The sequence below is a fragment of the Blastococcus sp. CT_GayMR16 genome, from assembly GCF_004570875.1.
Taxonomy (GTDB): Bacteria; Actinomycetota; Actinomycetes; order Mycobacteriales; family Geodermatophilaceae; genus Blastococcus_B.
In genome coordinates this window covers 1-26,667 of record NZ_SPQK01000022.1, presented here as the reverse complement: position 1 = coordinate 26,667, position 26,667 = coordinate 1, and the positions used below count along the sequence as shown (strand labels likewise).

General features: G+C 72.1%; 22 protein-coding genes and 3 tRNA genes. 11 read left to right on the top strand and 14 right to left on the bottom strand.

The window, feature by feature from the left end:
* Positions 1 to 24 precede the first annotated feature (24 nt).
* Positions 25 to 107 (bottom strand) — tRNA-Leu (locus tag E4P38_RS19275).
* 199 nt (positions 108 to 306) lie between these two features.
* Here E4P38_RS19275 and E4P38_RS19270 point away from each other — a divergent pair.
* The 7 genes from E4P38_RS19270 (at position 307) to pknB (ending at position 9,795) form a co-directional block, all read left to right on the top strand.
* Positions 307 to 1,122, top strand: a complete 816-nt coding sequence (locus E4P38_RS19270) for a DUF3662 and FHA domain-containing protein (protein WP_135133599.1) — start codon at positions 307 to 309, stop codon at positions 1,120 to 1,122.
* Between the two features lie 67 nt (positions 1,123 to 1,189).
* Positions 1,190 to 1,657 (top strand): FHA domain-containing protein, encoded by a 468-nt coding sequence (locus E4P38_RS19265; RefSeq protein ID WP_135133598.1) that lies wholly within the window; start codon positions 1,190 to 1,192, stop codon positions 1,655 to 1,657.
* Between the two features lie 151 nt (positions 1,658 to 1,808).
* A complete protein-coding gene (locus tag E4P38_RS19260; RefSeq protein ID WP_135133597.1) occupies positions 1,809 to 3,200 on the top strand; it encodes a PP2C family serine/threonine-protein phosphatase in 1,392 nt (463 codons plus the stop codon).
* Positions 3,200 to 4,618: an FtsW/RodA/SpoVE family cell cycle protein gene (locus tag E4P38_RS19255; protein ID WP_135133595.1), complete on the top strand. Its 1,419-nt coding sequence runs from the start codon at positions 3,200 to 3,202 to the stop codon at positions 4,616 to 4,618. Before E4P38_RS19260 ends, E4P38_RS19255 begins: the two co-directional genes overlap by 1 nt.
* Complete coding sequence (locus tag E4P38_RS19250; RefSeq protein WP_135133593.1) at positions 4,615 to 6,048, top strand: penicillin-binding transpeptidase domain-containing protein; 1,434 nt, start codon at positions 4,615 to 4,617, stop codon at positions 6,046 to 6,048. Before E4P38_RS19255 ends, E4P38_RS19250 begins: the two co-directional genes overlap by 4 nt.
* Entirely contained in the window at positions 6,048 to 7,751 is a 1,704-nt protein-coding gene (locus E4P38_RS19245) for a serine/threonine-protein kinase (protein WP_135133591.1), read from the top strand. The genes E4P38_RS19250 and E4P38_RS19245 overlap by 1 nt, the downstream gene beginning before the upstream one ends.
* A gap of 151 nt (positions 7,752 to 7,902) precedes the next feature.
* Positions 7,903 to 9,795: a Stk1 family PASTA domain-containing Ser/Thr kinase gene (pknB, locus tag E4P38_RS19240; RefSeq protein ID WP_135133589.1), complete on the top strand. Its 1,893-nt coding sequence runs from the start codon at positions 7,903 to 7,905 to the stop codon at positions 9,793 to 9,795.
* A 66-nt stretch (positions 9,796 to 9,861) separates the two neighbouring features.
* On the opposite strand, the gene E4P38_RS19235 is transcribed toward pknB, so the two are convergent.
* Positions 9,862 to 10,518 (bottom strand): aminodeoxychorismate/anthranilate synthase component II, encoded by a 657-nt coding sequence (locus E4P38_RS19235; RefSeq protein ID WP_135133587.1) that lies wholly within the window; start codon positions 10,516 to 10,518, stop codon positions 9,862 to 9,864.
* A 48-nt stretch (positions 10,519 to 10,566) separates the two neighbouring features.
* Positions 10,567 to 11,316, bottom strand: a complete 750-nt coding sequence (locus E4P38_RS19230; RefSeq protein WP_135133585.1) for a DUF881 domain-containing protein — start codon at positions 11,314 to 11,316, stop codon at positions 10,567 to 10,569.
* Between the two features lie 161 nt (positions 11,317 to 11,477).
* On the opposite strand from E4P38_RS19230, the gene crgA reads away from it, so the two are divergent.
* Entirely contained in the window at positions 11,478 to 11,750 is a 273-nt protein-coding gene (crgA, locus tag E4P38_RS19225; protein ID WP_135133583.1) for a cell division protein CrgA, read from the top strand.
* Between the two features lie 493 nt (positions 11,751 to 12,243).
* Positions 12,244 to 12,657, top strand: a complete 414-nt coding sequence (locus E4P38_RS19220; protein WP_135133581.1) for a PH domain-containing protein — start codon at positions 12,244 to 12,246, stop codon at positions 12,655 to 12,657.
* Here E4P38_RS19220 and E4P38_RS19215 read toward each other — a convergent pair.
* Complete coding sequence (locus E4P38_RS19215; protein WP_245161159.1) at positions 12,654 to 13,304, bottom strand: rhomboid family intramembrane serine protease; 651 nt, start codon at positions 13,302 to 13,304, stop codon at positions 12,654 to 12,656. The genes E4P38_RS19220 and E4P38_RS19215 overlap by 4 nt on opposite strands.
* Before the next feature lie 263 nt (positions 13,305 to 13,567).
* Positions 13,568 to 14,104, bottom strand: a complete 537-nt coding sequence (locus tag E4P38_RS19210; RefSeq protein WP_135133579.1) for a peptidylprolyl isomerase — start codon at positions 14,102 to 14,104, stop codon at positions 13,568 to 13,570.
* A 95-nt stretch (positions 14,105 to 14,199) separates the two neighbouring features.
* Here E4P38_RS19210 and E4P38_RS19205 point away from each other — a divergent pair, with 95 nt between their 5' ends.
* Entirely contained in the window at positions 14,200 to 14,811 is a 612-nt protein-coding gene (locus E4P38_RS19205) for a hypothetical protein (RefSeq protein WP_209309203.1), read from the top strand.
* 21 nt (positions 14,812 to 14,832) lie between these two features.
* On the opposite strand, the gene E4P38_RS19200 is transcribed toward E4P38_RS19205, so the two are convergent.
* From E4P38_RS19200 to E4P38_RS19175, 7 genes are all read right to left on the bottom strand, one after another.
* Positions 14,833 to 14,905, bottom strand: a tRNA-Ala gene (locus E4P38_RS19200).
* A gap of 22 nt (positions 14,906 to 14,927) precedes the next feature.
* Positions 14,928 to 15,071 (bottom strand): DLW-39 family protein, encoded by a 144-nt coding sequence (locus E4P38_RS23035; protein ID WP_167760631.1) that lies wholly within the window; start codon positions 15,069 to 15,071, stop codon positions 14,928 to 14,930.
* A gap of 61 nt (positions 15,072 to 15,132) precedes the next feature.
* Positions 15,133 to 15,206, bottom strand: a tRNA-Ile gene (locus E4P38_RS19195).
* Between the two features lie 225 nt (positions 15,207 to 15,431).
* Positions 15,432 to 16,151, bottom strand: coding sequence for a DUF3566 domain-containing protein (locus tag E4P38_RS19190; protein WP_135133578.1), 720 nt, complete (start codon positions 16,149 to 16,151; stop codon positions 15,432 to 15,434).
* A 52-nt stretch (positions 16,152 to 16,203) separates the two neighbouring features.
* Positions 16,204 to 18,672 carry a DNA gyrase subunit A gene (gene gyrA / locus E4P38_RS19185; RefSeq protein ID WP_135133576.1) on the bottom strand — a complete coding sequence of 823 codons (2,469 nt, stop codon included), beginning with the start codon at positions 18,670 to 18,672 and terminating at the stop codon, positions 16,204 to 16,206.
* Positions 18,673 to 18,790: 118 nt separating this feature from the next.
* Positions 18,791 to 20,824 carry a DNA topoisomerase (ATP-hydrolyzing) subunit B gene (gene gyrB, locus E4P38_RS19180; RefSeq protein ID WP_135133574.1) on the bottom strand — a complete coding sequence of 678 codons (2,034 nt, stop codon included), beginning with the start codon at positions 20,822 to 20,824 and terminating at the stop codon, positions 18,791 to 18,793.
* A 241-nt stretch (positions 20,825 to 21,065) separates the two neighbouring features.
* Positions 21,066 to 22,490, bottom strand: a complete 1,425-nt coding sequence (locus E4P38_RS19175; RefSeq protein ID WP_135133573.1) for an APC family permease — start codon at positions 22,488 to 22,490, stop codon at positions 21,066 to 21,068.
* A gap of 130 nt (positions 22,491 to 22,620) precedes the next feature.
* Between E4P38_RS19175 and E4P38_RS19170 the strand changes: the two genes are divergently transcribed.
* Positions 22,621 to 24,102 (top strand): SDR family oxidoreductase, encoded by a 1,482-nt coding sequence (locus tag E4P38_RS19170; RefSeq protein WP_135133572.1) that lies wholly within the window; start codon positions 22,621 to 22,623, stop codon positions 24,100 to 24,102.
* A gap of 85 nt (positions 24,103 to 24,187) precedes the next feature.
* On the opposite strand, the gene E4P38_RS19165 is transcribed toward E4P38_RS19170, so the two are convergent.
* Complete coding sequence (locus tag E4P38_RS19165; RefSeq protein WP_245161158.1) at positions 24,188 to 25,903, bottom strand: ABC transporter ATP-binding protein; 1,716 nt, start codon at positions 25,901 to 25,903, stop codon at positions 24,188 to 24,190.
* A 71-nt stretch (positions 25,904 to 25,974) separates the two neighbouring features.
* Positions 25,975 to 26,667, bottom strand: a 693-nt coding sequence (locus E4P38_RS19160) for a hypothetical protein (protein WP_209309209.1), incomplete at its 5' end; no start/stop codon positions are given.

Genomic DNA, 26,667 nt, shown 5'->3' with positions numbered 1-26,667 from the left:
GTACCGGGGTCCTTCGTCATGGGGTGGGCAAGGGGGGAGTTGAACCCCCACGTCCTTTCGGACACACGGACCTGAACCGTGCGCGTCTGCCATTCCGCCACTTGCCCTGGCGAGCGACGACATTAGCAGCCGAGGCCCGTAGCCCGGCCGGGGGGTCGGTCGTTTCCCGGTCGGTGACGGGCCATCGGACCCCTGATGCAAGTGTCGTGCGGGGCGTCGCGAGTTCCTGGCCGGTAGTGGGTGCACGGCCCGGCTACGATCACCGGTGGCACAGCGGGACGACCGGCCGAATGCAGAGGAGCGACTGTGGGTGTGCTGCAGCGCTTCGAGCGACGCCTCGAGGGCATGGTCGGTCTGGCGTTCGCCCGCATCTTCAAGGGCAAGGTGCACCCGGCGGAGATCGCCAAGGCGCTCCAGCGTGAGGCCGACGAGCAGCGTTCGGTGCTCGGCGAGGGTCGCGTCCTGGCGCCCAACGTCTACATCGTCACCCTGGGCCGCACCGACTTCGAGCACCTCGGCCAGTGGTCCGACCAGCTCGCCGACGAACTGGCCGACATGGTCGCCGAGCACATCGACGACGAGGGCTACCAGGTCTTCGACAAGGTCACCGTCCGGCTCGAGCGCGACCCCGACCTGCCGACCGGCGTCTTCGAGGTCAGCTCGCAGGTGGCCGACCCCGCGCGCCCGGCGTCCCGTGAGGACGTCGCCGTCGCCGCTCCCCCGGTCAACGGCCACCCACCGCTGCCGCCCCTCCCGCCGCTTCGTGGCCGCGTCGCCACCGACACCGGCAAGCAGGGCCCCTCGTTCACCGGCCGCGCCGGCTCGCGTCCCGGCGTCACGCACGTCCTGGTCGTGGACGGGCCCGGCACCCGCCACGAGCTGACCACCGGGCGCAACGTCATCGGCCGCGGCACCGAGGCCGACATCCGCCTGCCCGACACCGGGGTCAGCCGCAAGCACGTCGACGTCGTCCTCGACGGCGGCACCGCGACGGTCGAGGACCTCGGTTCGACCAACGGCACGCTCGTCAACGGCCGACGGGTCAGTCGCCAGGCGCTCGTCGACGGCGACGTGATCCGGATCGGGCACTCGGTACTGGTCTACCGGCAGGACGGCCAGTGAGGACGCTTGCGAGGAACCGCAGGCACCCAGCACCGAAGGTCGCCGAGCGCCCGGGTCGGGCCGCGCCGTGACCGCCGAGATCGTCCTGCAGATCTTCCGCTTCGGCTTCCTGCTGCTGCTGTGGCTGTTCATCTTCGCCGCGTTCCGCGTGGTCCGGGCCGACCTGTTCGGCGGCCGCGCCGGGCGCGTGGCCGCCGTACCCCCGCGCGCTGCCGCAGCGGTGGGCCGCAAGCGGGGCCAGAAGGGCCCGCGCACCCTCGTGGTGACGGCCGGCCCCCTCACCGGCACCAAGATCACTCTCGGGGAGCAACCCATCCTGATCGGCCGCGCCGACGACTCCACGCTGGTGCTGACGGACGACTTCGCCAGCTCCCGCCACGCCCGCCTGACCAACCGGGGGGGCCAGTGGTACGTCGAGGACCTGGGGTCCACCAACGGCACCTATCTTGATCAGCAGCGGGTCCAGGGACCGCTCCTGATCAACCCCGGCCAGCCGATCCGTATCGGCCAGACCGCACTGGAGCTGCGTACGTGAGCGAGCTTGCGAGCGAGCCATCAGGCACAGCAGCCTTCGCGAATGCAGTCGACGAGCGCCAGCGAGGAGACGGCGTGAGCGAGCTTGCGAGCTCACCGATGAGCACCGCACCCTGGGGCACGCGCCCTCCGAGCGCCTGCGAGGAGGACGCATGACGCTGGTCCTCCGGTATGCCGCCCGCTCCGACCGCGGCCTGATCCGCGGCAACAACCAGGACTCGGTCTACGCCGGGCCCCGGCTGCTGGCGGTCGCCGACGGCATGGGCGGCCACGCGGCCGGCGACGTCGCCAGCAAGGTCGTCATCGCCGCACTCGAGCACCTGGACGACGACGCCCCCTCCGGCGACCTCCTCCAGTCGCTGCGCGAGGCCGTCTTCGAGGGCAGCGAGCACCTGCGCGAGGTGATCCGGGAATCCCCGCAGCTCGAGGGCATGGGGACGACGCTCACCGCGATCCTGTTCGCGGGCGGCCGCCTGGGCCTCTGCCATGTCGGCGACTCCCGCGCCTACCTGGTGCGCGACGGCCAGACGTCGCAGATCACCCACGACGACACGTTCGTCCAGACGCTGATCGACGACGGCCGGATCACGGCCGAGGAGGCCAACAGCCATCCGCAGCGCTCGCTGCTGCTGCGCGCCCTCAACGGCCAGGAGGTCGAGCCGGACCTCTCGATGCGCGAGGCCCGCGCCGGCGACCGCTACCTGCTCTGCTCCGACGGGCTCTCCGGCGTCGTCAGCGAGGAGACCCTCGCCGAGGCGCTCAAGGACCCCGACCCGGAGGCCACCGCCGACCGGCTGATCGAGCTGGCGCTGCGCAGCGGCGGCCCCGACAACGTCACGGTTATCGTCGCCGATGTCATCGAGGACACCGGTGGTCAGGGCCGCGTGGACCCCGTCGTCGACGGCGCCGCGGGCGGCTACGTCGGCCAGCGGCAGGTCGACGGCAGCTCCGCGGCCGGACGCGCGGCTCTCGCCGATCCGCCCGCCCCACCCCCGCCGACCCCGACACCGCCGACGGGCGGTGGCCCCTCCGCCCGCCGCCGCCCGCTGCGAACCCTCCTCGTGGCGGTCGCCCTCCTCGTCGTGCTCGTCGCCGGGGCGGTGGGCACGTACATCTGGGCACTCGGGCACTGGTTCGTCGGTGTGGACGGCAGCGGCGACAGCGAGCAGGTGGCGATCTTCCGCGGTCTCGACGTCTCCGTCATCGGGTTCGACTTCTTCGAGCTCGACGAGGACACCGGTCTCGCCGTCGCCGACCTGACCCCCGCGGCCCGCAGCCGGGTGCGTGGCGGCATCACCGCGAACGACGCCGACGACGCCGACCGGATCCTGGAGGCCCTCCGCGAGCAGCGGCTGCCCCCCTGCCGGTCGACCCCCTCCGCCCCGTCGGGGAGCGGCACCGGGACCACGACGACGTCCCCGGCCGTCCCCGCTGCGCCCACGACGGCCGTCCCGCCCCCGGTGGGCACGAGCGCCTCGACGTCGACGACCGGGACGGCGACCTCGTCGGCCGAGCCGGGGGAGAACTGCCGGAGCGCCGACTGATGTCCGCCTCCCCGACCACCGATCCGCGCGGCTCCGTCGCCGCGACCGCGGTGCCGACCCGGCGCGGCACCGAGGCCCTCCTGCTCGGCTTCGCCGTCCTCATCACCGTCGTCGCCCAGAGCATCGTCGACCTCACGATCACCGGGTCGCTGCGCCCGGAGATGGCCGCCTTCAGCGCGTGGATCACCGCGCTGTGGGTCGTCGCGCACCTCGTCGTCCGCAAGTGGGCCGCCTACGCCGACCCCCTGCTGCTGCCGGCGGTGGCCCTGCTGGTCGGCCTCGGGCTGACCGTCATCCACCGGCTGGACCTGGCCGCGGAACAGGTCGACAGCAACGTCACCCGCGAGGACGCCCCCGTCCAGCTGGTCTGGGCGACCCTGGGCGTGGCGCTGTTCGTCGCCGTCCTGGTGTTCGTGCGGGATCACCGGTCGCTCTCCCGCTACGCCTACACCCTGGCGCTCGTCGGCATGGCCCTGCTGGCGCTGCCGGCCGTCCTTCCATCGGCGATCTCCGAGGTCAACGGCGCCAAGATCTGGATCCGGCTGGCCGGCTTCTCGATCCAGCCCGGCGAGTTCGCCAAGATCTGCCTCGTCGTCTTCTTCGCCGCCTACCTGGTGGACAAGCGCGACGTCCTGGCGCTGGCCAGCCGCAAGGTGGCCGGGCTGGAGCTCCCCCGCGGCCGTGACCTCGGCCCGGTGCTGCTCGCCTGGGTGCTGTCGATCCTCGTCCTGGTCTTCGAGCGCGACCTGGGCAGCTCGCTGCTGCTGTTCGGCATCTTCGTGGTGATGCTCTACGTCGCCACCGAGAGGTCGAGCTGGCTGCTCATCGGCGTCGGGCTGTTCGCTGCGGGCGCCTTCTTCGCCTACCAGGTCTTCGGCCACGTCCGAGCCCGCGTCGACGTCTGGCTCGACCCGTTCGCCTACCAGGACGGCGCCGGTTACCAGCTGGTCCAGTCGCTGTTCGGTCTCGGCACGGGCGGCCTGTTCGGCGCCGGTCTCGGTGGCGGCCGCCCCGACCAGGTGCCGGTGGCCAAGAGCGACTTCATCGCCTCGGCCGTCGGCGAGGAGCTCGGCCTGTTCGGCCTCGTCGCGGTGATCGTCGTCTACCTGATCCTGGTCGAGCGGGGCCTGCGGACGTCGCTGATCGTGCGGGACGCGTTCGGCAAGCTGCTGGCCGCCGGTCTGGCCTTCGCGGTCGCCTGGCAGGTCTTCGTCGTCCTCGGCGGCGTCACGGGCCTGCTGCCCCTCACCGGCCTGACGACGCCGTTCCTGGCCTACGGCGGTTCCTCGCTGGTGGCCAACTTCGTGCTCGTGGCGCTGCTCGTCCGGATCAGCGACGCCGCCCGCCGCCCCGCGACCCCGCACGCCGCCCCGCCGCCGCGACTGGGCGAGGCGCCCACCGAGGTGGTGCAGCAGTGAACGCGCCCCTGCGCAAGGTCGCGATCAGCGTGCTCGTGCTGTTCACGCTGCTGATCATCAACGTCAACTACATCCAGGTCGTCCGGTCCGACGAGCTCCGCACGAATCAGAGCAACACCCGCCAGCTCGCGGAGGAGTACGACCGCGAACGCGGCTCGATCGTCGTCGCCGGCAACGAGGTGGCGCTCTCCACCGCCACCGACGACCGCCTCACCTACTTGCGCCAGTACCCCGCGGGCGAGCTGTACGCCGCGGTCACGGGCTACTACTCGGTGATCTACAACAGCACCGGCATCGAGCGCGCCGAGAACGACCTGCTCGCCGGCTCCGACCCACGGCTCACCCTGCGCCGGTTGGCGGACCTCTTCACCGGACGCGACCCGGCCGGGGGCAACGTCGAGCTGACGCTGGACCCGGCCGTCCAGCAGGCGGCCATGACCGGCCTCGAGGGCGTCACCGGCGCCGTGGTGGCGCTCGACCCGTCCACCGGGGCGATCCTGGGCCTGGCGAGCACTCCTTCGTACGACCCGAACCAGCTGTCCAGCCACGACCCGGCGGCCATCCGCGCCTACCGCGAACAGCTCACCGACGACCAGCTCACCAACCAGGCCATCAGCCAGCGGTACTCACCCGGCTCGATCTTCAAGGTGATCGTGTCGGCGGCCGCGCTGTCCAGCGGCGACTTCACGCCGCAGACCACCGTCCCGGCGCCGGACCTGCTCACCCTGCCCGGCACCTCCACCACGATGGAGAACTTCGGGGGCGAGAGCTGCAACGGCGGCGCCGACCAGGCGCTGATCGACGCGCTCACCATCTCCTGCAACACCGCCTTCGCCCAGCTCGGCATCGACCTCGGCGAGGAGCGCATCCGCGACATGGCGGCGGCCTTCGGCATCGACGACGAGGGCTTCAAGATGCCGCTGACCGTGGCGCCGAGCAAGCTCGGTGACATCGAGAACGACGCCCAGCTCGGGATCAGTTCCATCGGTCAGCAGGACGTGCAGGTGACGCCGATGCAGGCCGCGATGATCGCTGCCGCGGTGGCCAACGACGGCACGCTGATGAAGCCCTACCTGGTCTCGCAGGTGCAGGCGCCCGACCTCACCGTCATCGACAAGACCGACCCGGAGGAGATGGGCCAGCCGGTCTCCGCGGAGGTCGCCGGCCAGCTGACCGAGATGATGACCAGCGTCGTGGACAACGGGACCGGCCGCCGGGCCCGCATCGACGGCGTCCAGGTCGCGGGCAAGACGGGGACGGCGGAGAACTCCGCCGACGACCACAGCTGGTTCATCGGATTCGCCCCCGCCGACGACCCGAAGATCGCCGTGGCCGTCTTCGTGCGGAACGGTGGCCGCACCGGCGGCGACGTGTCCGCCCCGATCGCCCGCACGGTGATCCAGGCCTACCTCGACGGTCAGGGGGGCTGATGGCACTGGCGACCGGCAGCCTGCTCGCAGGCCGCTACGAGATCACCGCCCCGATCGCGACGGGCGGCATGGGTGAGGTGTGGAAGGCCCGCGACCGGGTGCTCGACCGGATCGTGGCGGCCAAGGTGCTCAAGAGCGAGTACACCGGCGACCCGAACTTCCTCGCCCGCTTCCGCAACGAGGCCCGCCATACCGCCGGGCTGACCCATCCGAACATCGCCTCGGTCTACGACTACGGCGAGACCGTCGACGACACCGGCACCCAGCAGCTCGCGTTCCTCGTCATGGAGTTCGTCGAGGGCCAGCCGCTCGTGGAGATCCTGCACGACGAGGGTGCGCTGCCGGTCGACTGGACGCTGCACGTGCTCAGCCAGTCCGCCGACGGACTCTCCGCGGCTCACCGCGCCGGGGTCGTGCACCGCGACATCAAGCCCGGCAACCTCATGGTCCGGCCGGACGGCGTGGTGAAGCTGACCGACTTCGGCATCGCGCAGGCGCGCGACGCCACCCCGCTCACCCGCACCGGCATGGTCGTGGGCACGGCGCAGTACCTCTCCCCGGAGCAGGCGCAGGGCATGGAGGTCACCGCGGCCTCCGACGTCTACTCCCTCGGCGTCGTCGCCTACGAGTGCCTGTGCGGAGCCCGCCCGTTCGACGGTGCCTCGCAGGTGGCCATCGCGCTCGCCCACATCAACCGGCCTCCCCCGCCGCTACCCAGCCACGTCCCGCCCGCGGTGCGGCTGCTGGTGGAGCGCGCCCTGGCCAAGGACCCCGCCGACCGCTTCCCCGACGGCGGCGCCTTCGCCGAGGCCATCCGACGCGTCGCCGCGGGTGGCACCCTCGCCCCTGCCGTACCCGTCCCGGGGCCGCGGACCACCCCGACGAAGGTGGTCGCCGGCGGCGCCGTGGCCGGGGGAGCCCTGGCCGCCGGCGCGCTCACCGGAGCGAGCCTGGCCGAGTCCCGCACGCAGGTCATCCCCGCCACCGGACCGACGGCGGCGGCGTCCGCCGGTCCCCTGACGGGCCCGGCCGGCCCGATGCCACCCCTGCAGGCACCGCCCGAGGACGACGACTGGGACTCCGGGTACGACGACGAGCCCCGCAAGAGCCGCGCCAAGTGGGCCTGGCTGAGCGCCGCGGTCGTGCTGCTGCTCCTGCTCGCGGGCGGCACCTGGTTCCTGCTCAACGACGGCGACGGCGGCGGCAACGGTGCCTCGGCCGGCACGAGCGCCTCCTCGACCAGCGCCGCACCGACCGGCATCCAGCTCTCGGCGTCCTTCATCGGCCGGCCGGCCGACGAGGTGCAGGCGACCCTCGAGGCCGCCGGCGTGCTCGTCCGCCAGGAAGAGGCCGACGACGAGACACTCGCGAGCTCCGGCCAGGCGCTGGACGCGGGCGACGTCGCGGCCCTCGACCCGTCGGAAGGGCTCGCCGCCCCCGGCAGCGAGGTCGTCCTGTTCGTGGCCGCGGACGCCTTCACCCCCGAGGACGGGGGCGGCGAGGAGTCGGAGGCTCCGACGACCGCGGCGACCACCACCACGCGGGCCGCCCCGACGACGACCGCAGCGACCACGACCGCCCCGCCCCCCACGACAACGACGGCCACGACGACGACCGTCCAGCCAGGCACGGAGGAGCCCCCGCCGGAGGAGGAGCTACCGCCAGATCCCGCCGGGGCTCCTGCGGCGGATGGGGCTGGGTGAGCGTGCTCCCCACGATCTCCCCGGAACGGCAGGACCGAGCGGATACGCTCGCGGCCGGCTCCCCGCCCGCTGAGCGCCCCCTCCCGGGCGCCGGCGCGCTCGTCGAGGCCCCCGCCGGGACGACGCCCCGCACCGCCCGAGAGGACCTTCGATGACCACGCCGCAGGTGCTCGGTGAGCGCTACGAGATCGGCGGGGTCCTCGGTCGCGGCGGCATGGCCGAGGTGCACCGCGGCCGCGACCTCCGCCTGGGCCGCGAGGTGGCCGTCAAGGTGCTGCGCAGCGACCTGGCCCGCGACCCGTCCTTCCAGGTCCGCTTCCGGCGCGAGGCCCAGGCCGCGGCGTCGCTGAACCACCCCGCCATCGTCGCGGTCTACGACACCGGTGAGGACCGCACACCCATCGGCGCCACCCCGTACATCGTCATGGAGTACGTCGAGGGCGAGACGCTGCGCGACGTCATCCGGCGCGAGGGCCACCTGTCGCCCGAGCGCGCGATGGAACTGGCGGCCGACATCTGCGGTGCCCTCGACTTCAGCCACCGGAACGGCATCGTGCACCGGGACGTGAAGCCCGGGAACGTGATGATCACGCCGCAGGGCACCGTCAAGGTGATGGACTTCGGCATCGCGCGGGCGGTCTCCGACTCCGCTGCCACGATGACGTCCACCGCGGCGGTGATAGGGACCGCCCAGTACCTCTCCCCCGAGCAGGCGCGCGGCGAGAGCGTGGACGCCCGCTCCGACGTCTACTCGATGGGCTGTCTGCTCTACGAGCTCGTGACCGGGGCTCCCCCGTTCAGCGGCGACTCCCCCGTCGCCGTCGCCTACCAGCACGTCCGCGAGGATCCGCGCCTCCCCTCGTCCATCAACCCCCAGGTGCCGGCCGAACTGGACGCGATCCTGCTCAAGGCGATGAGCAAGAACCCGGCCAACCGGTACCAGTCGGCCGCCGAGATGCGCAACGACCTGCTGCGGGCGCTGGCCGGGCAGCGGGTCGAGGCCACCCCCGTGATGGGCGACGCCGAGAAGACCACGATCCTGTCCGCCACTCCCGGTGGCTACGGCGGGGGCTACAGCGACGAGGACCGCTGGGACGACGAGGACGAGCAGGCCCGCCGGCGCAAGCGCAAGATCATCGCGATCGTCGCCGTCCTCGCCGTCCTGCTGCTGGGCGGCGCCATCGCGGCCGCCATCGCGCTGAGCGGGGACGACGCGCCACCGGCGACCAGCCAGGTCCAGGTGCCGCCGCTGGTCAACGTGGAGCGCACCGCCGCCGAGAAGGCGATCACCGACGCCGGCCTGACGGTCGGCACGGTCGACGTCGCGGCCAGCGCCACCGTGCCTGAGGGCTCCGTCGTCAGCAGCGACCCCTCCAGCGGCGCCAGCGTCGACAAGGGCAGCGCGGTGAACCTCGTCGTGAGCGGTGGGCCGAACACGGTCGAGGTGCCGTCGGTGATCGGCCTGACCGAGGACCGGGCCCGGGACACCCTCGACCGCGCGGGATTCACCAGTGTCAACTCCCGCCAGGTCGACTCCATCGAGGACGAGGGCACGGTCGTCGCCGTCGATCCGGGCGAGGGCGAGCAGGCGGCTCTCGGCTCGCCGATCACGCTCCAGGTCTCCACCGGGACGATCAAGGTGCCCGATGTGACGGGGAAGAGCGAAGCGGAGGCGCGCAGCATCCTGACCACCGCCGGCTTCGCGGACGGGCAGATCACCAGCGAGAACGTCGAGAGCGATGCCGTGCCCCAGGGGGCCGTCGTCGGCACCGATCCGCGGGCGGGCAGTGCCGTCGGCGCCGGTGAGGACATCACGCTGCAGATCGCCGCTCCCGCCGAGACGATCACGGTCCCGGCCACCACAGGGCAGTCGGAGGCCGCCGCCCGGACGACCCTGCAGAACGCGGGCTTCACCAACATCAGTCGCGTGGACACCGAGGGGACGCCGGGCCAGACCGCCGGCACCGTCGTCGGCACCGATCCGCCGGCCGGCTCCAAGGCAGCCCCCGGCGACGAGATCGTCCTGCTGGTCGTCGGCGGCTGAACCAGCACGACACGAAGGCCCCCACCCGAACCGGGTGGGGGCCTTCGCCGTTGGGCTGGGCCGGACCTAGGCGCTGGCGGCCGAGAGCCGCCGGGCGGCGGCCGTTGCGACCGCCACGGCGTCCGGGTCGGGTGCGAGGCCACAGGAGGTCAGCCAGGTGGCGAGCAACTGGTGCCCGCCCTCGGTGAGCACCGACTCGGGGTGGAACTGGACGCCTTCGATGGGCAGCTCACGGTGCCGCAGCGCCATGACGATCCCGGACGCGGTGTGCCCGGTGACCTCGAGCTCGTCGGGCACGGTGCCGGGATCCACGGCGAGCGAGTGGTACCGCGTCGCGGTGAACGGCGACGGGAGACCGGCCAGCACGCCCTGGCCGTCGTGCTCGACCTGACTGGTCTTCCCGTGCAGCAGCTCCGGCGCGCGCACCACCACGGCGCCGAAGGCCTCGGCGATCGCCTGGTGGCCCAGGCAGACCCCGAGCACCGGGGTGCCCTGCTCGGCCGCCGCGCGGACCATCGGTACGGTCACGCCGGCGCCGGACGGTGTGCCGGGGCCGGGGGAGAGCAGCACCCCGGCGACATCGAGGTCGGCGAGCTCGTCGATGTCGACGGCGTCGTTGCGCCGGACGACGCAGCGGACGCCGAGCTGACCGAGGTACTGGACCAGGTTGTAGACGAAGCTGTCGAAGTTGTCGACGACGAGAACCGGGCGTGCGTCGGTCATCGTGGCGTCACTCCCTCCGACGGTCAGGCGCTGGTGCAGCTCCGGCGCTCAGGGCGCAGCGGCGTACTGCAGGTCCAGTGGGCCATCGTAGGCGGGCACCGTGACCTCGGGTCGCTCGCGCACGGAGAAGGTCAGCCCGAAGTCCTCGACCGCCTGCTGGAAGACCGCCACCTGGGGCGACACCCCCAGCTGCGCGCGGATCGCGGCGGCGTCCCCGATCGCGGTGATGACGAACGGCGGAGAGTACGTGCGGCCCTGCAGCAGCAGCGTGTTGCCCACGCACCGGACGGCGCTGGTGGCGATCAGCCGCTGGTCCATCACGGCCACACCGTCCGACGCCGCGGCCCACACGGCGTTCACCACTGCCTGGACGTCGGACTGGTGGATGACGAGGTCGTCGGCGCGGGCGTTGCCCGGCAGGCTGCCGTCCGGGCGGGCCGGGGCGTCGTCCAGGGTGATGACCACCCCCGGGCCGGTGAGGGGCACCAGCGCGGCCGACAGGGCTCCGGCGTCGCCCGAGCTCTGGGCAGCGGCCACCGCGCCGTCGCGGGTCGCCGCCTGCTCGGTGAGCCGCTCCACCTGCTGCTGGAGGTCCGACAGCTGACCGGCCTGCCGAGCGATTGCGGACTCCCGCTGGGCGATCAGCTCCGACAGCTCGGTGACCTCGCCGGCGCGGAGGTCGGTGCCCTGGGCGGTCCGGCCGGACGTCGCGAACAGCAGACCCGCCGCGAGCGCGACCACGGGTACCAGCGCAGTCCAGGCGGAGGGACGACGGCCGCGCAGCAGCGTGCGGACCACGCGGCACCTCCTCGCACGTCCCGGGGGCACCCGAGACCCCAACCTGTCCCCGCCCGGACCCCGATCCGCCCGTGGCTGCACCGGGGTCGACGTTCCAGAGCTTAGGCTGAGGGGCAGATACGGCCGGAGTGACAGCCCGGCCCCCCGGAGGGAGTTGCACGGTGCCCAAGTCCAAGGTGCGCAAGAAGTCGGTCTACACGCCGCCCGAGGGTGTGCTGCAGAACCGCGGCGCCCAGGCCCGCGTCGCCCAGCCGAGCCCGCGCTGGTACGCCCCGCTGATGGTGGCGCTGATGGTGATCGGGCTGCTCTGGATCGTCGTGTACTACGTCGCCGGCGACCGCATCCCGTTCATGGTGTCGATCGGCGCCTGGAACTTCGCGATCGGTTTCGGCGCCATGGTGGCCGGACTGGTGATGTCCATGCGCTGGCGATGAGAAAGGACCCTCCTGCCCCCCGCTCCTCGCGCGCTCGAAGTGGGCCCCTACAGGAGGGCCTACTACCGCAGGCCCTCGCCCCTTCCCGGGGCGGGGGCCTTCGTCGTCGGTGGAGACGATGCTGTGCACAGACGAGCGCTTCGTCCACAGGTCGACATGACGCTCCACCCCCAGGGTTGTCCACCGAGTGTGGAGAGACGGAACGGACCCGGACCGCACTGACCTGCGGTTTCGGTCGTCATGAGACGCATGTGACGGGACGACCACGCCAGTAACTACACCCGTGTGAGTCTGTCCCCAGCTGTGTACCCAGCTGTGGATGTGTCGACATGCGGTCCGCCGGACGGGGGCCGGGTCGACCTGGCTCCGACGGCCGTTTACCCGCCTGACCTGGGTGTACATGCGCGCCGGTCACTCCGGGAGAGCGCCTCGGGACGGAGCGGTCGGTCACGTTCCGGATGAGGTCGGCAGACGGGCCTGGGAAGGTGGGGCGGTGCAGTGGTCACCCCGCCCCGGCGAGACGGCAGCGCTCCTTGTGGTCGCGCTCGGGCTCGGGCTCGCCCTGGTCGTCCTCGACACCCCCGGGCGGGTGCTCGTCGGCACCGGCGCCCTGCTGCTGCTCGCCCTGGCCGCCCGCGACGTCCTCGCACGGCCGCGCCTGACGGCCGGCCCGGACGGCGTCGACGTCCGGACGCTGGCGCGCGGCCGCCACCTGCCCTGGTCGGGACTCCGCGTCCGGGTGCGGGAGAGCCGCCGCCTCGGTATGCGCAGCCGGACGCTCGAGCTGGACACGGCGACCGGTCCCGACGACGACGGGGTCCTCGTGGTGCTCGGCCGGCGCGACCTGGGCGCGGATCCGGACCACGTGGCCCGCGCGCTGCGCGCGCTCGACCCCACCGCCTCCTAGGCGCCGAGAACCACCATCGTCGAGACGGTCAGCGTCACGACCAGGAGCAGGACGCCGAACACCCCCAGGACCGCCCACTGCAGCTGGGGACGGCGCCGGGTGGCGACCAGGATCCCGGCGGTCAGCGCGCCGGCGACGAGGCCGCCCAGATGTCCCAGGAGAGAGACGCCGGGCAGGAAGCTGATGAACACGTTGATCGCCAGCAGCGTGACCAGCCCGCGGATGTCCTGCCGGCGGGCCAGCATCAGCACACCCAGGGCACCGAGCAGGCCGTAGATCGCCGTGGAGGCGCCCGCGACCGGGACGCGCGGATCGCCGAAGAGCTGGATCGCCGCCGCGCCACCCAGGGCCGACAGGAGGTAGAGCGCGAGGAACCGCAACCGGCCGAGCTGTCGCTCGAGCTCGGAGCCGAAGACCAGCACCGCGAGCATGTTCAGCACGAGATGCACCGGGCCGATGTGCAGGAAGGCCGCGGTGAACACCCGCCACCACTCACCGAACAGGCTGATGCCGTAGGGCCACTGCGACAGCGCGTCGAACACCGGGGACTGCGAGTTGTCCAGCGGCGAATGACCCGACGCGGCCGCCGACACCGCGGTGACGAGGAACATCGCGACGTTCACCGCGATCAGGCTGAGGGTGACCACACCCCACCGGCGCGCCGCCGCCTGCAGGCCGTTGCCGCGCCGGGGGGCACGGACGGACGACTGTCCCTCCCGGACGCATTCCGGGCACTGGAACCCGACCGACGCCGGGATCATGCACTCCGGGCAGATCGGTCGGCTGCACCGTGTGCAGGCGATACCGGTCGGCCGGTCCGGGTGGCGGTAGCAGCACAAGGACCCCGTCCTCCCCACCCCTCGCTCGCTCGGGGTGGGCCCCGGGACGGGGCCATCGTCGGAATTCGGCGTCAGCTGCGCTGCACCTCGACGGACTCGATGACGACGTCGTCCACCGGCTTGTCGTTGCGTCCGGTCGGGACCTTGCCGATCGCGTCGACGACGTCGCGGCTGGCCTGGTCGGCCACCTCGCCGAAGATCGTGTGCTTGCGGTTGAGGTGCGGCGTCGGGCCGACGGTGATGAAGAACTGCGAGCCGTTGGTGCCCGGGCCGGCGTTGGCCATGGCCAGCAGGTAGGGGCGGTCGAAGGCCAGCTCGGGGTGGAACTCGTCGCCGAACTGGTAGCCGGGGCCGCCGATGCCCATGCCCAGCGGGTCCCCGCCCTGGATCATGAAGCCGCCGATGATGCGGTGGAAGATCGTGCCGTCGTAGAGCTTGTCGGTCGTCTTCTGCCGCGTCTGGGGGTGCGTCCACTCGCGGCGGCCCTCGGCCAGATCCGCGAAGTTGGCGACCGTCTTCGGCGCGTGGTCCGGGAAGAGGTCGACGGTGATGTCGCCGTGGTTGGTGTGCAGCACCGCGCGGCGTGCGGGGGAGGTCGATTCAGTCACCCCTCCACTCTGCCACCGATCAGCGGGGCACGATCGACCCGGTCCTCGGCCGCTGCCGCTGCCGATAGGTTGCGGCCGACGGCCAGGAGGTCCGCATGACCATGGACGAGACCCTCGACGACACCGGCTTCCTGCGGCCGGCGCCGCCGTCGGCCGGGGCGGAGCGGCTCTACGCGCACGACCGCGAGGCGTTCGGCTACGTCATGAACCTCTCGCAGGCCTGGGCGCACCAGCCCGACCTGCACGACGACCTCTTCGCCCTGGTGGGCCGCTCCGCCGACGCCGCCGGGCTGACGTTCCGCCAGCGGGGCGTGCTGATCTCGGCGCTCGCCTCGACCTTGGGCGACCCGCACTGCTCCCTGGCCTGGGGCACCCGGCTGGCGGGGGCGGCCGGCGCGGACGTCGCGGGCGAGGTGCTGCGGGGGGACGACACCGGCCTGGAGCCTGCCGAGCGGGCACTCGCGGCCTGGGCGCGGCAGCTGGCCCGGGACCCGAACCGCACGACGGCCGCCGACGTCGATGCACTGCGGACCGCGGGCTACGACGACGGCCAGATCGTCGCGATCACGGCCTTCGTCGCGCTGCGGATCGCCTTCTCGACGGTCAACGACGCCCTGGGGGCCCGACCGGACCGGGAGCTGGCCGGGGCCGCGCCCGACGCGGTCCGCTCGGCCGTGACCTTCGGGCGGCCGACCGCGGGTGCGTGACGCGCGGGGCGTCCTGCGGTGTGGAGACGAGGGGAATCGAACCCCTAACCCCCGCCTTGCAAAGGCGGTGCTCTGCCAATTGAGCTACGTCCCCGAGGGGTGGGTCTGTGGCGGGCTCAGCGGGTCGTGGGCGTGCTGACCGCCTGAGGACCGCGGGTGGCCTCGTGCCAGAGGTCCGCCTCGGCCTTGCCACCGGCGCGCTTGCGCACCGCCGCCAGGGCTCCGGCCGCGACTGCGGCCAGCACCAGCTTCTTCAGCACGTGGAGTACCTCCTCGAGCGATCGGTGCGCCACCGGAATGGCGACCAGCGTGGTGCACGGGTGGGCCTGGGAGGACTTGAACCTCCGGCCTCATCCTTATCAGGGATGCGCTCTAACCAACTGAGCTACAGGCCCGTGAACCTCGAACAGCCTACCTGGGGACGAACGGCGGCTGTGACGGGGGCCAGGGGAGCGAACGACGCGACCTGGCCGTGGGTTCGCGCCGAGTGGGGCCCGGAGGGTCCCGGGAGGCGTGGCATGACGCGTTCGTCGCAGCCGGGGTACGGCAATTGGCCGCGGTGCGATCCGGAGGATCGCAATGTCATAGCTTTCCGAGCGCCGCGCGGGGTGACCCTCTTCTCAGTCGCGCTCGGAAAGCGTGAGCTCCAGGCCGCCGACGAGATCGGAGCAGAGGTTGTAGATGAACGTCCCGACGGTGCACAGCGCGGTCATCAGCACGATGTTGATCGCCCCGATCACCGCCGCGCCGCCGAAGACCACACCGGGCGTGACGACGTCGCTGCCACCGCTGTCGGTGCCCGAGGCCGACCCCAGCTGACCGAACAGGTCGTTGAGGGTGTCGAAGACGCCGAGCGCGCTGAGGACGCCGTAGAGCACGCCCACCGCGACCATCCAGATGAAGAACAGCGCGATCGACAGGACCAGCGAGATCTTCAGTGCCGACCAGGTGTCGATGTGCCGCAACTGCAGGCGCGCGCGGCGCGGGCCCCGGCTCTTCGTGCCTCGTCCGCGCGAACCCCTCCCCGCGCCGGCCATCTCACCAGTCGACGTGACGCCGGCCGGTGAGGAGCCCTGGACGGGGGTCGCCCCCGTGTAGGCGGGGACCGCGGGACCGGAGCCGGTCGACGGAGGTACGGCAGGTGCACCCGACGGCGTGCCGGCCGGGGGGACGGCGGCCGAGGCGCCGGTGACCGGCCCCTGCGCCCGCGCCGTGGTCGCACCGGGGATGGTCTGCGTCGCCGACACCGGCTTCGCGTCGGCCGCGGACGGCTCCGCCGGCGCACCGGCGTCCCCGCCGGGGAACCCGGTGCGCACCGAACTCGGCGTCCGGTCGCTCATGCCAGTCTCCCGTTCCACAGCGGCGCGGGCCGCGTCGTCGTTGGCCGTCACATTAGGCGTCGGGCTCGTCATTGTCCGTCGTACGGGCGATCGCCACGATCGACACGTCCTCCGGCAAGTTCATGAGCTTGACACCCATGGTCGCGCGATCCTTGTTGTGCCGCACGCCGTTGACCGGGGTGCGGATCACGCCCCCGCTCGAGGTGATCGCGTAGAGCTCGTCCCCGAGGGTGACGGCCAGGGCGCCGACCAGCGCACCCTTGCGCGCCTTCGGGTCCGCGGTGAGCACGCCCTTGCCGCCGCGCCCCTGGTTCGGGTAGTTCTCGATGCCGGTCCGCTTGGCGAAACCGCGCTCGGTGGCCACGAGGACGTCGACGCCCTCCTGCACGACCATCATCGAGAGCAGCCGGTCGTCGTCGGACAGCGAGATGCCACGGACGCCCTCGGTGGCCCGGCCCATCGGCCGCAGCGCGGTGTCGTCGGCGGTGAACCGGATCGACATCGCCTTGCGGGTGACGAGGAGCAGGTCCTGGTCGGCCTCGATCAGGACGGCGCCGACGAGCTCGTCCCCGTCGCGCAGGTTCACCGCGATGACGCCGCCCTGACGCGGGGAGTCGAAGTCGGTCAGCCGGGTCTTCTTGACCTGCCCGCGCGCCGTGGCCAGGGCCAGGTACGGAGCCACCGTGTAGTCCTTGATCTGCATGACCTGGGCGATCTTCTCGTCCGGCTGGAACGCGAGGATGTTCGCCACGTGCTGACCGCGGGCCGTGCGGTTGGCCTCGGGGAGCTCGTAGGCCTTGGACCGGTAGACCCGGCCCTTGTTCGTGAAGAAGAGGATCCAGTCGTGGGTGGAGCCCACGAAGAAGTGGTCGACGATGTCGTCCTGCTTCAGCTGGGCACCCATCACGCCCTTGCCGCCGCGGCGCTGCGACCGGTAGAGGTCGCTCTTCGTCCGCTTCGCGTAGCCGGTGCGCGTGATGGTGACGACGACCTCCTCCTCCGCGATGAGGTCCTCCATGGAGACGTCGCCCTCGTTCGCGACGAACTTGGTGCGGCGCTCGTCGCCGTACTTCTCCACGATCTCGGCGAGCTCGTCGTGGATGATCTGCCGCTGCCGCTCGGGGGAGGCGAGGATCGCCTCCAGGTCGGCGATGCGCGCCTCGATCTCGGCGAGCTCGTCGAGGATCCGCTGGCGCTCCAGGGCTGCCAGCCGGCGCAGCTGCATGTCCAGGATCGCGGTGGCCTGGATCTCGTCGATGTCGAGGAGTTCCATCAGGCCGCCGCGCGCGGCGTCGGCCGACTCGCTGTTGCGGATGAGGGTGATGACCTCGTCGAGGTGGTCCAGCGCCTTGGCGTAGCCGCGCAGGATGTGTGCGCGCTCCTCGGCCTTGCGCAGCCGGTAGCGCGTCCGCCGCTGGATGACCTCGATCTGGTGGTGCACGTAGAGCTTGACCAGCTCGTCGAGCCGCAGCGTCCGCGGGACGCCATCGACGATCGAGAGCATGTTGCAGCCGAAGGTGGTCTGCAGCTGGGTGTGCTTGTAGAGGTTGTTCAGCACGACCTTGGCGACGGCGTCACGGCGCAGCGTGATGACCAGGCGGCGGCCGACGCGGTCGCTGGACTCGTCGGCGATCTCGCTGATGCCCTGCAGGCGCCCGTCCTTGACCGCGTCGGCGATCGCCTCGGCCAGGTTGTCGGGGTTGACCTGGTACGGCAGCTCGGTGCAGACCAGCTGCACCCGGCCCCGGGAGTCCTCCTCGACGGTGACGGCGGCGCGCATGCGCACCGAGCCACGGCCGGTCCGGTAGGCGTCCTCGATGCCCTCGCGGCCGACGATCAGGCCGTGGGTCGGGAAGTCGGGGCCCTTCACCCGCTCCATGCAGGCGGCGAGGGCTTCCTCGGGCTCGGCGTCGGGGTGGTCGAGCACCCAGAACACGGCCGCGGCCACCTCGCGGAGGTTGTGCGGGGGCATGTTGGTCGCCATGCCGACCGCGATGCCGGCCGAGCCGTTGATCAGCAGGTTCGGGATGCGGCCCGGCAGGACCAGCGGCTCCTGGTTCTTGCCGTCGTAGTTGGGCTGGAAGTCGACGGTGTCCTCGTCGATGTTGGCCAGCATCTCCATGGCCAGCGGCGTGAGGCGCGCCTCGGTGTACCGCATGGCCGCGGCCGGGTCGTTGCCCGGCGAGCCGAAGTTGCCCTGGCCGTCGACGAGCGGGTAGCGCATCGACCACGGCTGGGCGAGCCGGACGAGGGCGTCGTAGATGGAGGTGTCGCCGTGGGGGTGGTAGTTACCCATGACTTCACCGACGACGCGGGCGCACTTGACGTAGCTGCGGTCGGGCCGGAAGCCCTGGTCGTACATGGCGAAGAGCACGCGGCGGTGCACGGGCTTCAGGCCGTCGCGGACCTCGGGGAGCGCGCGCCCGACGATGACCGACATCGCGTAGTCGATGTAGCTGCGCTGCATCTCCTGCTGGAGGTCGACCGGCTCGACGCGGTCGCGGGGAGGGGTCTCGGTCACGGTTCAGATCTCCGGTTCGAAGCAGAGGGAGTGGACGTCGGTCTCGGACCACCGATCGGCCCCCTCGCAGGGTCCCGCGCCGAGCGGAGCGAGGCGTGGGGGCCGAGGGGGTCCTTCATCAGACATCGAGGAAGCGGACGTCCTTGGCGTTGCGGGTGATGAAGCTGCGGCGGGCCTCGACGTCCTCACCCATGAGGATGCTGAACAGCTCGTCGGCCGTGGCGGCGTCCTCGAGGGTCACCTGGAGCAGCACCCGCGTCTCCGGGTTCATCGTGGTCTCCCACAGCTCGGTGGCGTTCATCTCGCCGAGCCCCTTGAAGCGCTGGATGGCGTCGTCCTTGATCTTGCGACCGGCCTCGGCGCCGAGACGGAGCGCGCCTTCCTTCTCCTTGTCGGTGTAGACGTACTCGTCACCGACCTTGCCGCCCCACTTGATCTTGTACAGCGGCGGCTGCGCGAGGTACACGTGCCCGGCCTCGACCAGCGGCCGCATGAAGCGGAACAGCAGCGTGAGCAGCAGCGTGCGGATGTGCTGGCCGTCGACGTCGGCGTCCGCCATCAGGATGATCTTGTGATAGCGGAGCTTCGTCAGGTCGAACTCGTCGTGGATGCCCGTGCCGAAGGCCGTGATCATCGACTGGACCTCGTTGTTCTTGAGGACCCGGTCGATGCGCGCCTTCTCGACGTTGATGATCTTGCCGCGGATGGGCAGGATCGCCTGGAACATCGAGTCGCGGCCGGACTTGGCCGAACCGCCGGCCGAGTCGCCCTCCACGATGTAGACCTCGGAGTTGCGCGGGTCGGTGGAGCGGCAGTCGGCGAGCTTGCCCGGCAGTGAGTTGTTGCTCAGCAGGTTCTTGCGGGCGAGCTTGCGCGCGTCCTGGGCCGCGCGCCGGGCCCGGGCGGCGGACGACGCCTTGGTGATGATCGTCTTCGCCTCGGCCGGGTTCGCCTCGAACCAGTGGGTGATCTGCTCGTTGCAGACCCGCTGGACGAAGCCCTTGACCTCGGTGTTGCCGAGCTTGGTCTTCGTCTGGCCCTCGAACTGCGGGTCGCCGAGCTTCACCGAGACGATCGCGGCGAGACCCTCGCGGATGTCCTCACCCGTGAGCTTCTCGTCCTTCTCCTTGAGGATCTTCTTGTCCACCGCGTACCGGTTGACGATCGACGTCAGCGCCGCACGGAAGCCCTCCTCGTGGGTACCGCCCTCGTGGGTGTTGATGACGTTGGCGAACGTGTAGACCGACTCGGAGTAGGCGTCGGACCACTGCATCGCGACGTCGAGGCTCATCGCCATGTCGTTCTTGCCCACGCCGTCGGCGGAGAAGCTGACGATGGACTTGTGGATCGGCGACTTCTTGGCGTTGATGTGCCGGACGTAGTCCTCGAGGCCGCCGTCGTACCGGTAGGTGATCTCGGTGGCCTCGAAGGCCGCTGCCTCCGCACCCGCCTCGGGGGCGGCCTCGGCGAGGGTGATCTCGTCGGCCAGGCCGGTCTGGGCCTTGCCCTGACCCGGGCGCTCGTCGCGCAGGACGATGGTCAGGCCCTTGTTCAGGAAGGCCATCTCCTGCAGGCGCCGGTTGATGGTGTCGAACGAGTAGTTCGTCGTCTCGAAGATGTCCCCGTCGGCCCAGAACGTGACCACCGAGCCGCGCTTCTTCGTCGGGCCGACCTCCTCGAGCGGGCCGGGCTTGGCCAGGTCGTAGCGCTGGAACCACTCGGCGCCGTCACGCCAGACGTTCACCTCGAGCCGCTTCGACAGGGCGTTGACGACGGTCACGCCGACGCCGTGCAGACCGCCGGAGACGCCGTAGCTCTTGCCGTCGAACTTCCCGCCCGCGTGCAGGACGGTCATGATCACCTCGAGGGTGGGCCGCTTCTCGACCGGGTGCATGTCCACCGGGAAACCACGGCCGTTGTCCTCGACCCGGACGCCACCGTCGGCGAGCAGGGTGACGTGGACGGTGTCGGCGTGCCCGGCCAGCGCCTCGTCGACGGAGTTGTCGACGACCTCCCACACCATGTGGTGCAGGCCGCGCTCACCGGTGGAGCCGATGTACATGCCCGGGCGCTTGCGGACCGCCTCGAGGCCCTCGAGAACGGTGATGGAACTGCCGGAGTAGGCGTTCTCGGTCTTCGGCGGAGCGACCACGTGGGGCCTTTCGTTCGCGCAACCGGCGGCATGCGACCCCGATGACGGCAGGGGCAGAATGAGCGCAGAACGGCGCTGAGCCGGTTGCTGGCGGTTTCTGTCCTCCACGATACCGGGTCACCGACGCCGAATGCCGTCGTCCACGCCCTGACGTCGTGTCTGGGCCACTTCCGGCACGCCTGCCACCACCGATGCTGCCCCGGGGCTTGACACGCCGTCCTCGGGCGGCTGACCGCCGTCGTCAGTTGCGGGGTCCCTGCGGGCCGTCCCCGCTGAGGTGGCTCGGGTCGAAACGCGGCACCTCGGCCCCGGTCCGCTTGTTGACGAGAACGGTCACTCCCCAGAGGACGACGCCGATCGCCAGCAGGATTCCGGCGATCTTGTACTGCTCGGCCGGGCGGCCGGCCCAGGGCGTCGCGAGGTAGGCGCAGGCGAGCGCCCCGACGACCGGCAGCACCGTGGGTGTGCGGAAGTGGTCGGCGTCCACCGGGTCCTTGCGCAGGACCAGGACCGCCACGTTGACGACGGTGAACACCATCAGCAGCAGCAGCGCCGTGGTCCCGCCGAGCGCCGGGACGGCGCCGACGAAGGTGATCAGGCCGAAGGCCAGCGCCGTGGTGAAGAGGATCGCCGTCGTGGGCGTGCGCCGCCCCGGGTGGACCTTCCCGAGGAACGGCGGCAGCACCCGCTCCTTGCTCAGGCCGTAGACCAGCCGGCTGGCCATCAGCATGTTGATCAGCGCGGAGTTGGCGACGGCGAACATCGTGATCACGCCGAAGACGCCGATCGGGAAGCCCGGCGCCCCCGCCTCGACCACCTGCAGCAGCGGGGTGTCGCCCTGGCTCAGGTCGTCGGCAGGCACCAGCGCGATGGCCGAGATCGAGACGAGCACGTAGATCACGCCGGTGGCGACCAGACCGCCGAGGAGCACCTTGGGGAAGATCTGCCGCGGTTCCTTGCACTCCTCGGCCATGTTCACCGAGTCCTCGAAGCCCACCATCGCGAAGAACGCCAGCCCGGTGGCGGCGATGACGCCGCCGACCAGCGACCGCTCGCCGGTGTCGAACTCGGTCACCCGTGAGAAGTCGCCCTCCCCGATGCCGAGCGCCCAGACGCCGACACCGATGACGATCAGCAGGCCGGTCAGCTCCACACAGGTGAGGACGACGTTGGCCTTGACGCTCTCGCCCACCCCGCGGTGGTTGACCAGCGCCACCAGGGTCATGAAGCCCAGCCCGATGAGGGTGATGCCGATGCCGTCCTCGAAGCCGAGCCCGAACACGCTGGCCGCGTTCGCGCTGAACGCCCGCGCGGCGGTGGACGCCGAGGTGATCCCCGAGCTCATCACCGCGAACGCGACGATGAACGTCAGGAAGTGGATGCCGAAGGCCTTGTGGGTGTAGAGCGCCGCACCGGCCGCCTGCGGGTACTTGGTCACCAGCTCCAGGTAGCTGAACGCGGTGATCAACGCGACGAGGAAGGCGACCAGGAAGGGCAGCCAGACGACGCCGCCGACCTCCGCGGCCACCTGGCCGGTGAGCGCGTAGATGCCCGTGCCCAGGATGTCGCCGACGATGAACAGCAGGAGCAGTCCGGGACCCATCACCCGCCGCAGGGCGGGCTGACCGTCGGAGGTTCGCTCGTCGGCGGTGGCGGCGTCGGCCATCGGGTCCTCCTGCGGACGGATGCGCGGACGACTCCCGTCGGCCGGTGCGGATGATCGTCCTGGGTGGGCCCCCCGCTCGCGATTCGAGCGCTCCGAGCGGTCCCCGCCGAACGCGCCGACACTCGGTCGCATGGCCCCCGATGCATCGAAGCTCTGCCTCGTCACCGGCGCGACCGGCTACATCGGCGGGCGGCTGGTGCCCGAACTGCTCGCGGCAGGGCACCGCGTCCGGGTGATGACCCGCTCACCCGACCGGCTGCGTGACCACCCATGGGCCGGGCAGGTCGAGATCGTCCGCGCCGATGCCGCCGACGCCGACCAGGTCGCCACGGCCTGCGCGGGGGCCGACGTCGTCTACTACCTGGTGCACGCGCTCGGCAGCGGCCCGGAGTTCGAGGAGACCGACCGGCGGACGGCGGAGGTCATGGCGCGGGCCGTCGGCAAGGCGGGGATCGGCCGGCTGGTCTACCTCGGGGCGCTGGTCCCGGAGGAGGAGGAGCTCTCCCCGCACCTGCGCTCGCGGACGGAGGTCGCCGACATCCTGCTCGGCTCGGGCGTGCCCACCGTGGTGCTGCGGGCGGCGGTCGTGCTCGGCTCGGGCTCGGCCTCGTTCGAGATGCTGCGCTACCTCACCGAGCGGCTACCGGTCATGGTCACCCCGCGCTGGGTGCACAGCCGGATCCAGCCCATCGCCGTCCGGGACGTGCTGCGCTACCTCGTCGGCTGCGCGACCCTGCCGGGTTCGGTGCACCGGGCCTTCGACATCGGCGGCCCCGACCAGATGAACTACGCCGAGATGATGCAGCGATACGCGGCGGTGGCGGAGCTCCCCCGCCGCCGGATCCTGCCGGTGCCGTTGTTCTCGCCGTCGCTGTCCAGCCACTGGGTCGGCCTGATCACCCCCGTGCCGGCGGGGATCGCCCGCCCGCTGGTGGAGTCGCTGCGCAACACCGTGGTGTGCCGGGAGCACGACATCGCCGAGTACGTCCCGGATCCGCCCGAGGGCCTGCTCGGCTTCGACGAGGCGGTGCGGCTCGCGGTGCAGCGCGTCCGCGACTCCGCCGTCACCACGCGGTGGGCGTCGGCATCGGTGCCCGGGGCGCCGTCCGATCCGCTGCCGACCGACCCGGACTGGGCCGGCGGCACCCTCTACGTCGACGAGCGCACCCGAACCACGACCGCGTCCGCGGAGGAGGTGTGGCGGGTGGTCGAGGGGATCGGCGGTGAGAACGGCTGGTACTCGTTCCCACTGGCCTGGCGGGTGCGGGGCTGGATGGACCGGTGGGTCGGCGGCGTCGGTCTGCGCCGCGGCCGGCGGGACCCGAACCGCCTGTTCGTCGGCGACGCGCTGGACTTCTGGCGGGTCGAGGCGCGCGAGGATGGCCGGCTCCTCCGGTTGCGCGCGGAGATGCGGGTGCCCGGTCTGGCCTGGCTCGAGTTCCACGTGGAACACGACGGCGTCGATGGCGGGACGGTGCTCCGGCAGCGCGCCACCTTCGCCCCGCACGGCCTCGCCGGCCATCTCTACTGGTGGGCGGTCGCGGCCTTCCACGGCATCGTCTTCGGCGGCATGATCCGCGGCCTCACCCGCGCCGCCGAGCAGCAGAGCTGACGAGCGGCGCCGTCCTGGCTCACCGTTCGGGGTCCTGGCTCAGCGTCGACGGTGAGCCAGGACCCCTGATGATCAGGTGACCTGATCATTCTCGACCTGACACGAGCAGCTGGGCGGTGGCCAGCTCGCGGTAGAGCGGGCTGGACTCCACCAGCTCCGCGTGGGTGCCGCGGGCGACCACGCGGCCGGCGTCGAGCACCACGATCTCGTCGCTGTTGAGCACCGTGGACAGCCGGTGCGCGACCACCAGCAGCGCGCGGTCGGCCGACGCCGCGGCGAGGGTGTCGCGCAGCAGCTGCTCGTTGCGGGCGTCGAGGCTCGCGGTCGGCTCGTCCAGCAGCAGCAGCGCCGGCCGCGCCAGCAGCGACCGCGCGATGGCCAGGCGCTGGCGCTCACCGCCCGACAGCAGCACGCCCTCGTCGCCGACCAGCACGTCGAGGCCGCGGGGTGACCGGCGGACGACGTCGGTGAGGCCCACGTCGGCGAGCACGGCCCAGAGCTCGGGGTCGGTCGCGTCTGGCCGGGTCAGCAGCAGGTTGTCGCGGACCGTCCCGGCCAGCACCGGAGCCTCCTGCTCCACGTAGCCCAGCCGGGCCCGCAGCGCCGCGCGCGGCATCTCCCGGACGTCGGTGCCCGCCCACCGGACGACGCCGCCGTCGAGGGCGTAGAAGCCCTCGACGAGCGCGAGGATCGTCGACTTCCCGGCTCCGGAGGGACCGACCAGGGCGACCCGGCTGCCCGCCGGCACCTGCAGCGACACCCCGTCGAGCACCCGCCTCCCGTCGGCGTAGGCGAACGAGACGTCCTCGAGCTCCAGCAACGGCGCCGGGGCCGAACCCGGTCGAGGTCCCGGAGCGGGCGGCCGCTGCGGGCGTTCGTCGTCCTCCGGCTCGAGCGCGAGGATCTCCTGGATCCGGGCCAGCGCGCCCAGACCGGTCTGCAGCTGCGTCCAGGCGCCGATCATCCGGCCCAGGGGCATGACCAGCAGGAACAGGTAGAGGATGAACGCGACCAGGGCCGCGACGTCGATCGAGCCGCTCGCGACCCGGTAGCCGCCCACCCCCAGGACGGCGAGGAAGGCGCCCTGCACCGCGATCGAGCCGATCGGGGAGACCATGGCCTCCAGCCGGGCGACCCGCACTCCCGCCTCGTACGACCGGCGGGCACTCACCCCTACCCCGGCCACCTCGCGGCCGGTCGCGCCGCTCGCTCGGATCGTCCGGACCGCGGACAGTGCGCGTTCCACGGCCGCGGACATCGCGCCCACCGCCTCCTGGGCCTGCCGCGACAGCCGGCGGACACCCCGCGAGACCAGGACGACCGAGACCAGCCCGACCGACACCGCGACCACCGTCAGGAGCAGCAGCCAGACATCCACCAGCGCCATGGCCACGAGCGCCCCGACGGCGATGACCACCGAGCCGGCCACCTCGACGACGCCGGAGGTGACGGTCGCGCGCAGGAGCGTGGTGTCCGCGCCGACCCGCGACATCAGGTCGCCGGTGCGCCGGCGGTCGTACTCGGCGACCGGGAGCCGCAGCAGCCGGTCGGCGAGGCGGAGCCGGGTGGTGAGGACGACGCCCTCCGCGGTGCGCTGCAACAGGTACTGCTGACCCGCGCCGAGCGCCGACGCCGCGAGCAGGACGACGACCAGCACCAGCACCGCCGCCAGCACCGACCGGCCGTCACCGACCGCGTCGATGACCCGCGCGACGAGCAGCGGCTGAGCCAGCGCGGCCGCCGCACCCACCAGGGACAGACCGGCGGCCAGCCCCAGCGACCGCCGGTGCGGGCGCAGCAAGGGCAGCAGCTGGCGCAGGCCGGCCGCCGGTGCGGTCGCCGGCCCGGAATCCTCGGTCAGCGCAGCAGCCTTCAGTAGCCGGCGGCGAGGGCGCCGACGAGCGCGGTCAGCAACCGGACATGGTGCTCGATCAGCAGCGGACGGTGCCCGTCGGGCCGGACGGCCGCCAGGTGCCCGGCGCCGATCCAGAACTCGTCGCCGTCGTCGGTGCCCAGGAGCAGGCCCTGGACGGCCGGGTCCTGCACGAGCCGGCGCACCTGCGGGGTGTCCTCCGGGGCCAGCAGCAGCCAGCGGGCGTCGAACGCCTCGTTGCCGCTGACGATCGGGACGAGCCCGCCGGTCCGGTGCCGCCAGAACCGCGCGGGGGACAGCCGCAGCCCCGGGACGGCGCCGAGCAGGGGCGCCGCGGTCACCGCGTACTCCGCGACGAGCGACTTGCCCACCGGGTAGGCGATGTCGAAGGCCACGAACTCGAGGGCGCCCGCGCGGCCGCGCAGCACGCTCGCCGGCCGCGCCTCCTTGCCCGCGCGGACCGGTGAGGACGCGATCAGGTCCCGCAGCACGGCGTCCTGGGGACCGTCGCCGTCGGAGATCGTCCAGCCGTGCTGGAGCGCCCACCCCTGGGCCCCGACGAGGTCGGTCTGGGGCCGGAAGGCGCGTTCCATCGGGTCGACGGCGCGCGGGCCCTCGCCGAAGCGGGGTCCACCCGTCCACTCCTGCCCGGCCTCCGGGACCGGCGGCGGACCGGCGGGCGGCGGGCCGGC

Coding starts and splice junctions, on each gene's coding strand:
- E4P38_RS19235 (WP_135133587.1), bottom strand. CDS start 10,518: ATGACCGACGCACGCCCGGTTCTCGTCGTCGACAACTTCGACAGCTTC.
- pknB (WP_135133589.1), top strand. CDS start 7,903: ATGACCACGCCGCAGGTGCTCGGTGAGCGCTACGAGATCGGCGGGGTC.
- E4P38_RS19205 (WP_209309203.1), top strand. CDS start 14,200: ATGACCATGGACGAGACCCTCGACGACACCGGCTTCCTGCGGCCGGCG.
- E4P38_RS19260 (WP_135133597.1), top strand. CDS start 1,809: ATGACGCTGGTCCTCCGGTATGCCGCCCGCTCCGACCGCGGCCTGATC.
- E4P38_RS19170 (WP_135133572.1), top strand. CDS start 22,621: ATGGCCCCCGATGCATCGAAGCTCTGCCTCGTCACCGGCGCGACCGGC.
- E4P38_RS19245 (WP_135133591.1), top strand. CDS start 6,048: ATGGCACTGGCGACCGGCAGCCTGCTCGCAGGCCGCTACGAGATCACC.
- E4P38_RS19175 (WP_135133573.1), bottom strand. CDS start 22,490: ATGGCCGACGCCGCCACCGCCGACGAGCGAACCTCCGACGGTCAGCCC.
- E4P38_RS19190 (WP_135133578.1), bottom strand. CDS start 16,151: ATGAGCGACCGGACGCCGAGTTCGGTGCGCACCGGGTTCCCCGGCGGG.
- E4P38_RS19255 (WP_135133595.1), top strand. CDS start 3,200: ATGTCCGCCTCCCCGACCACCGATCCGCGCGGCTCCGTCGCCGCGACC.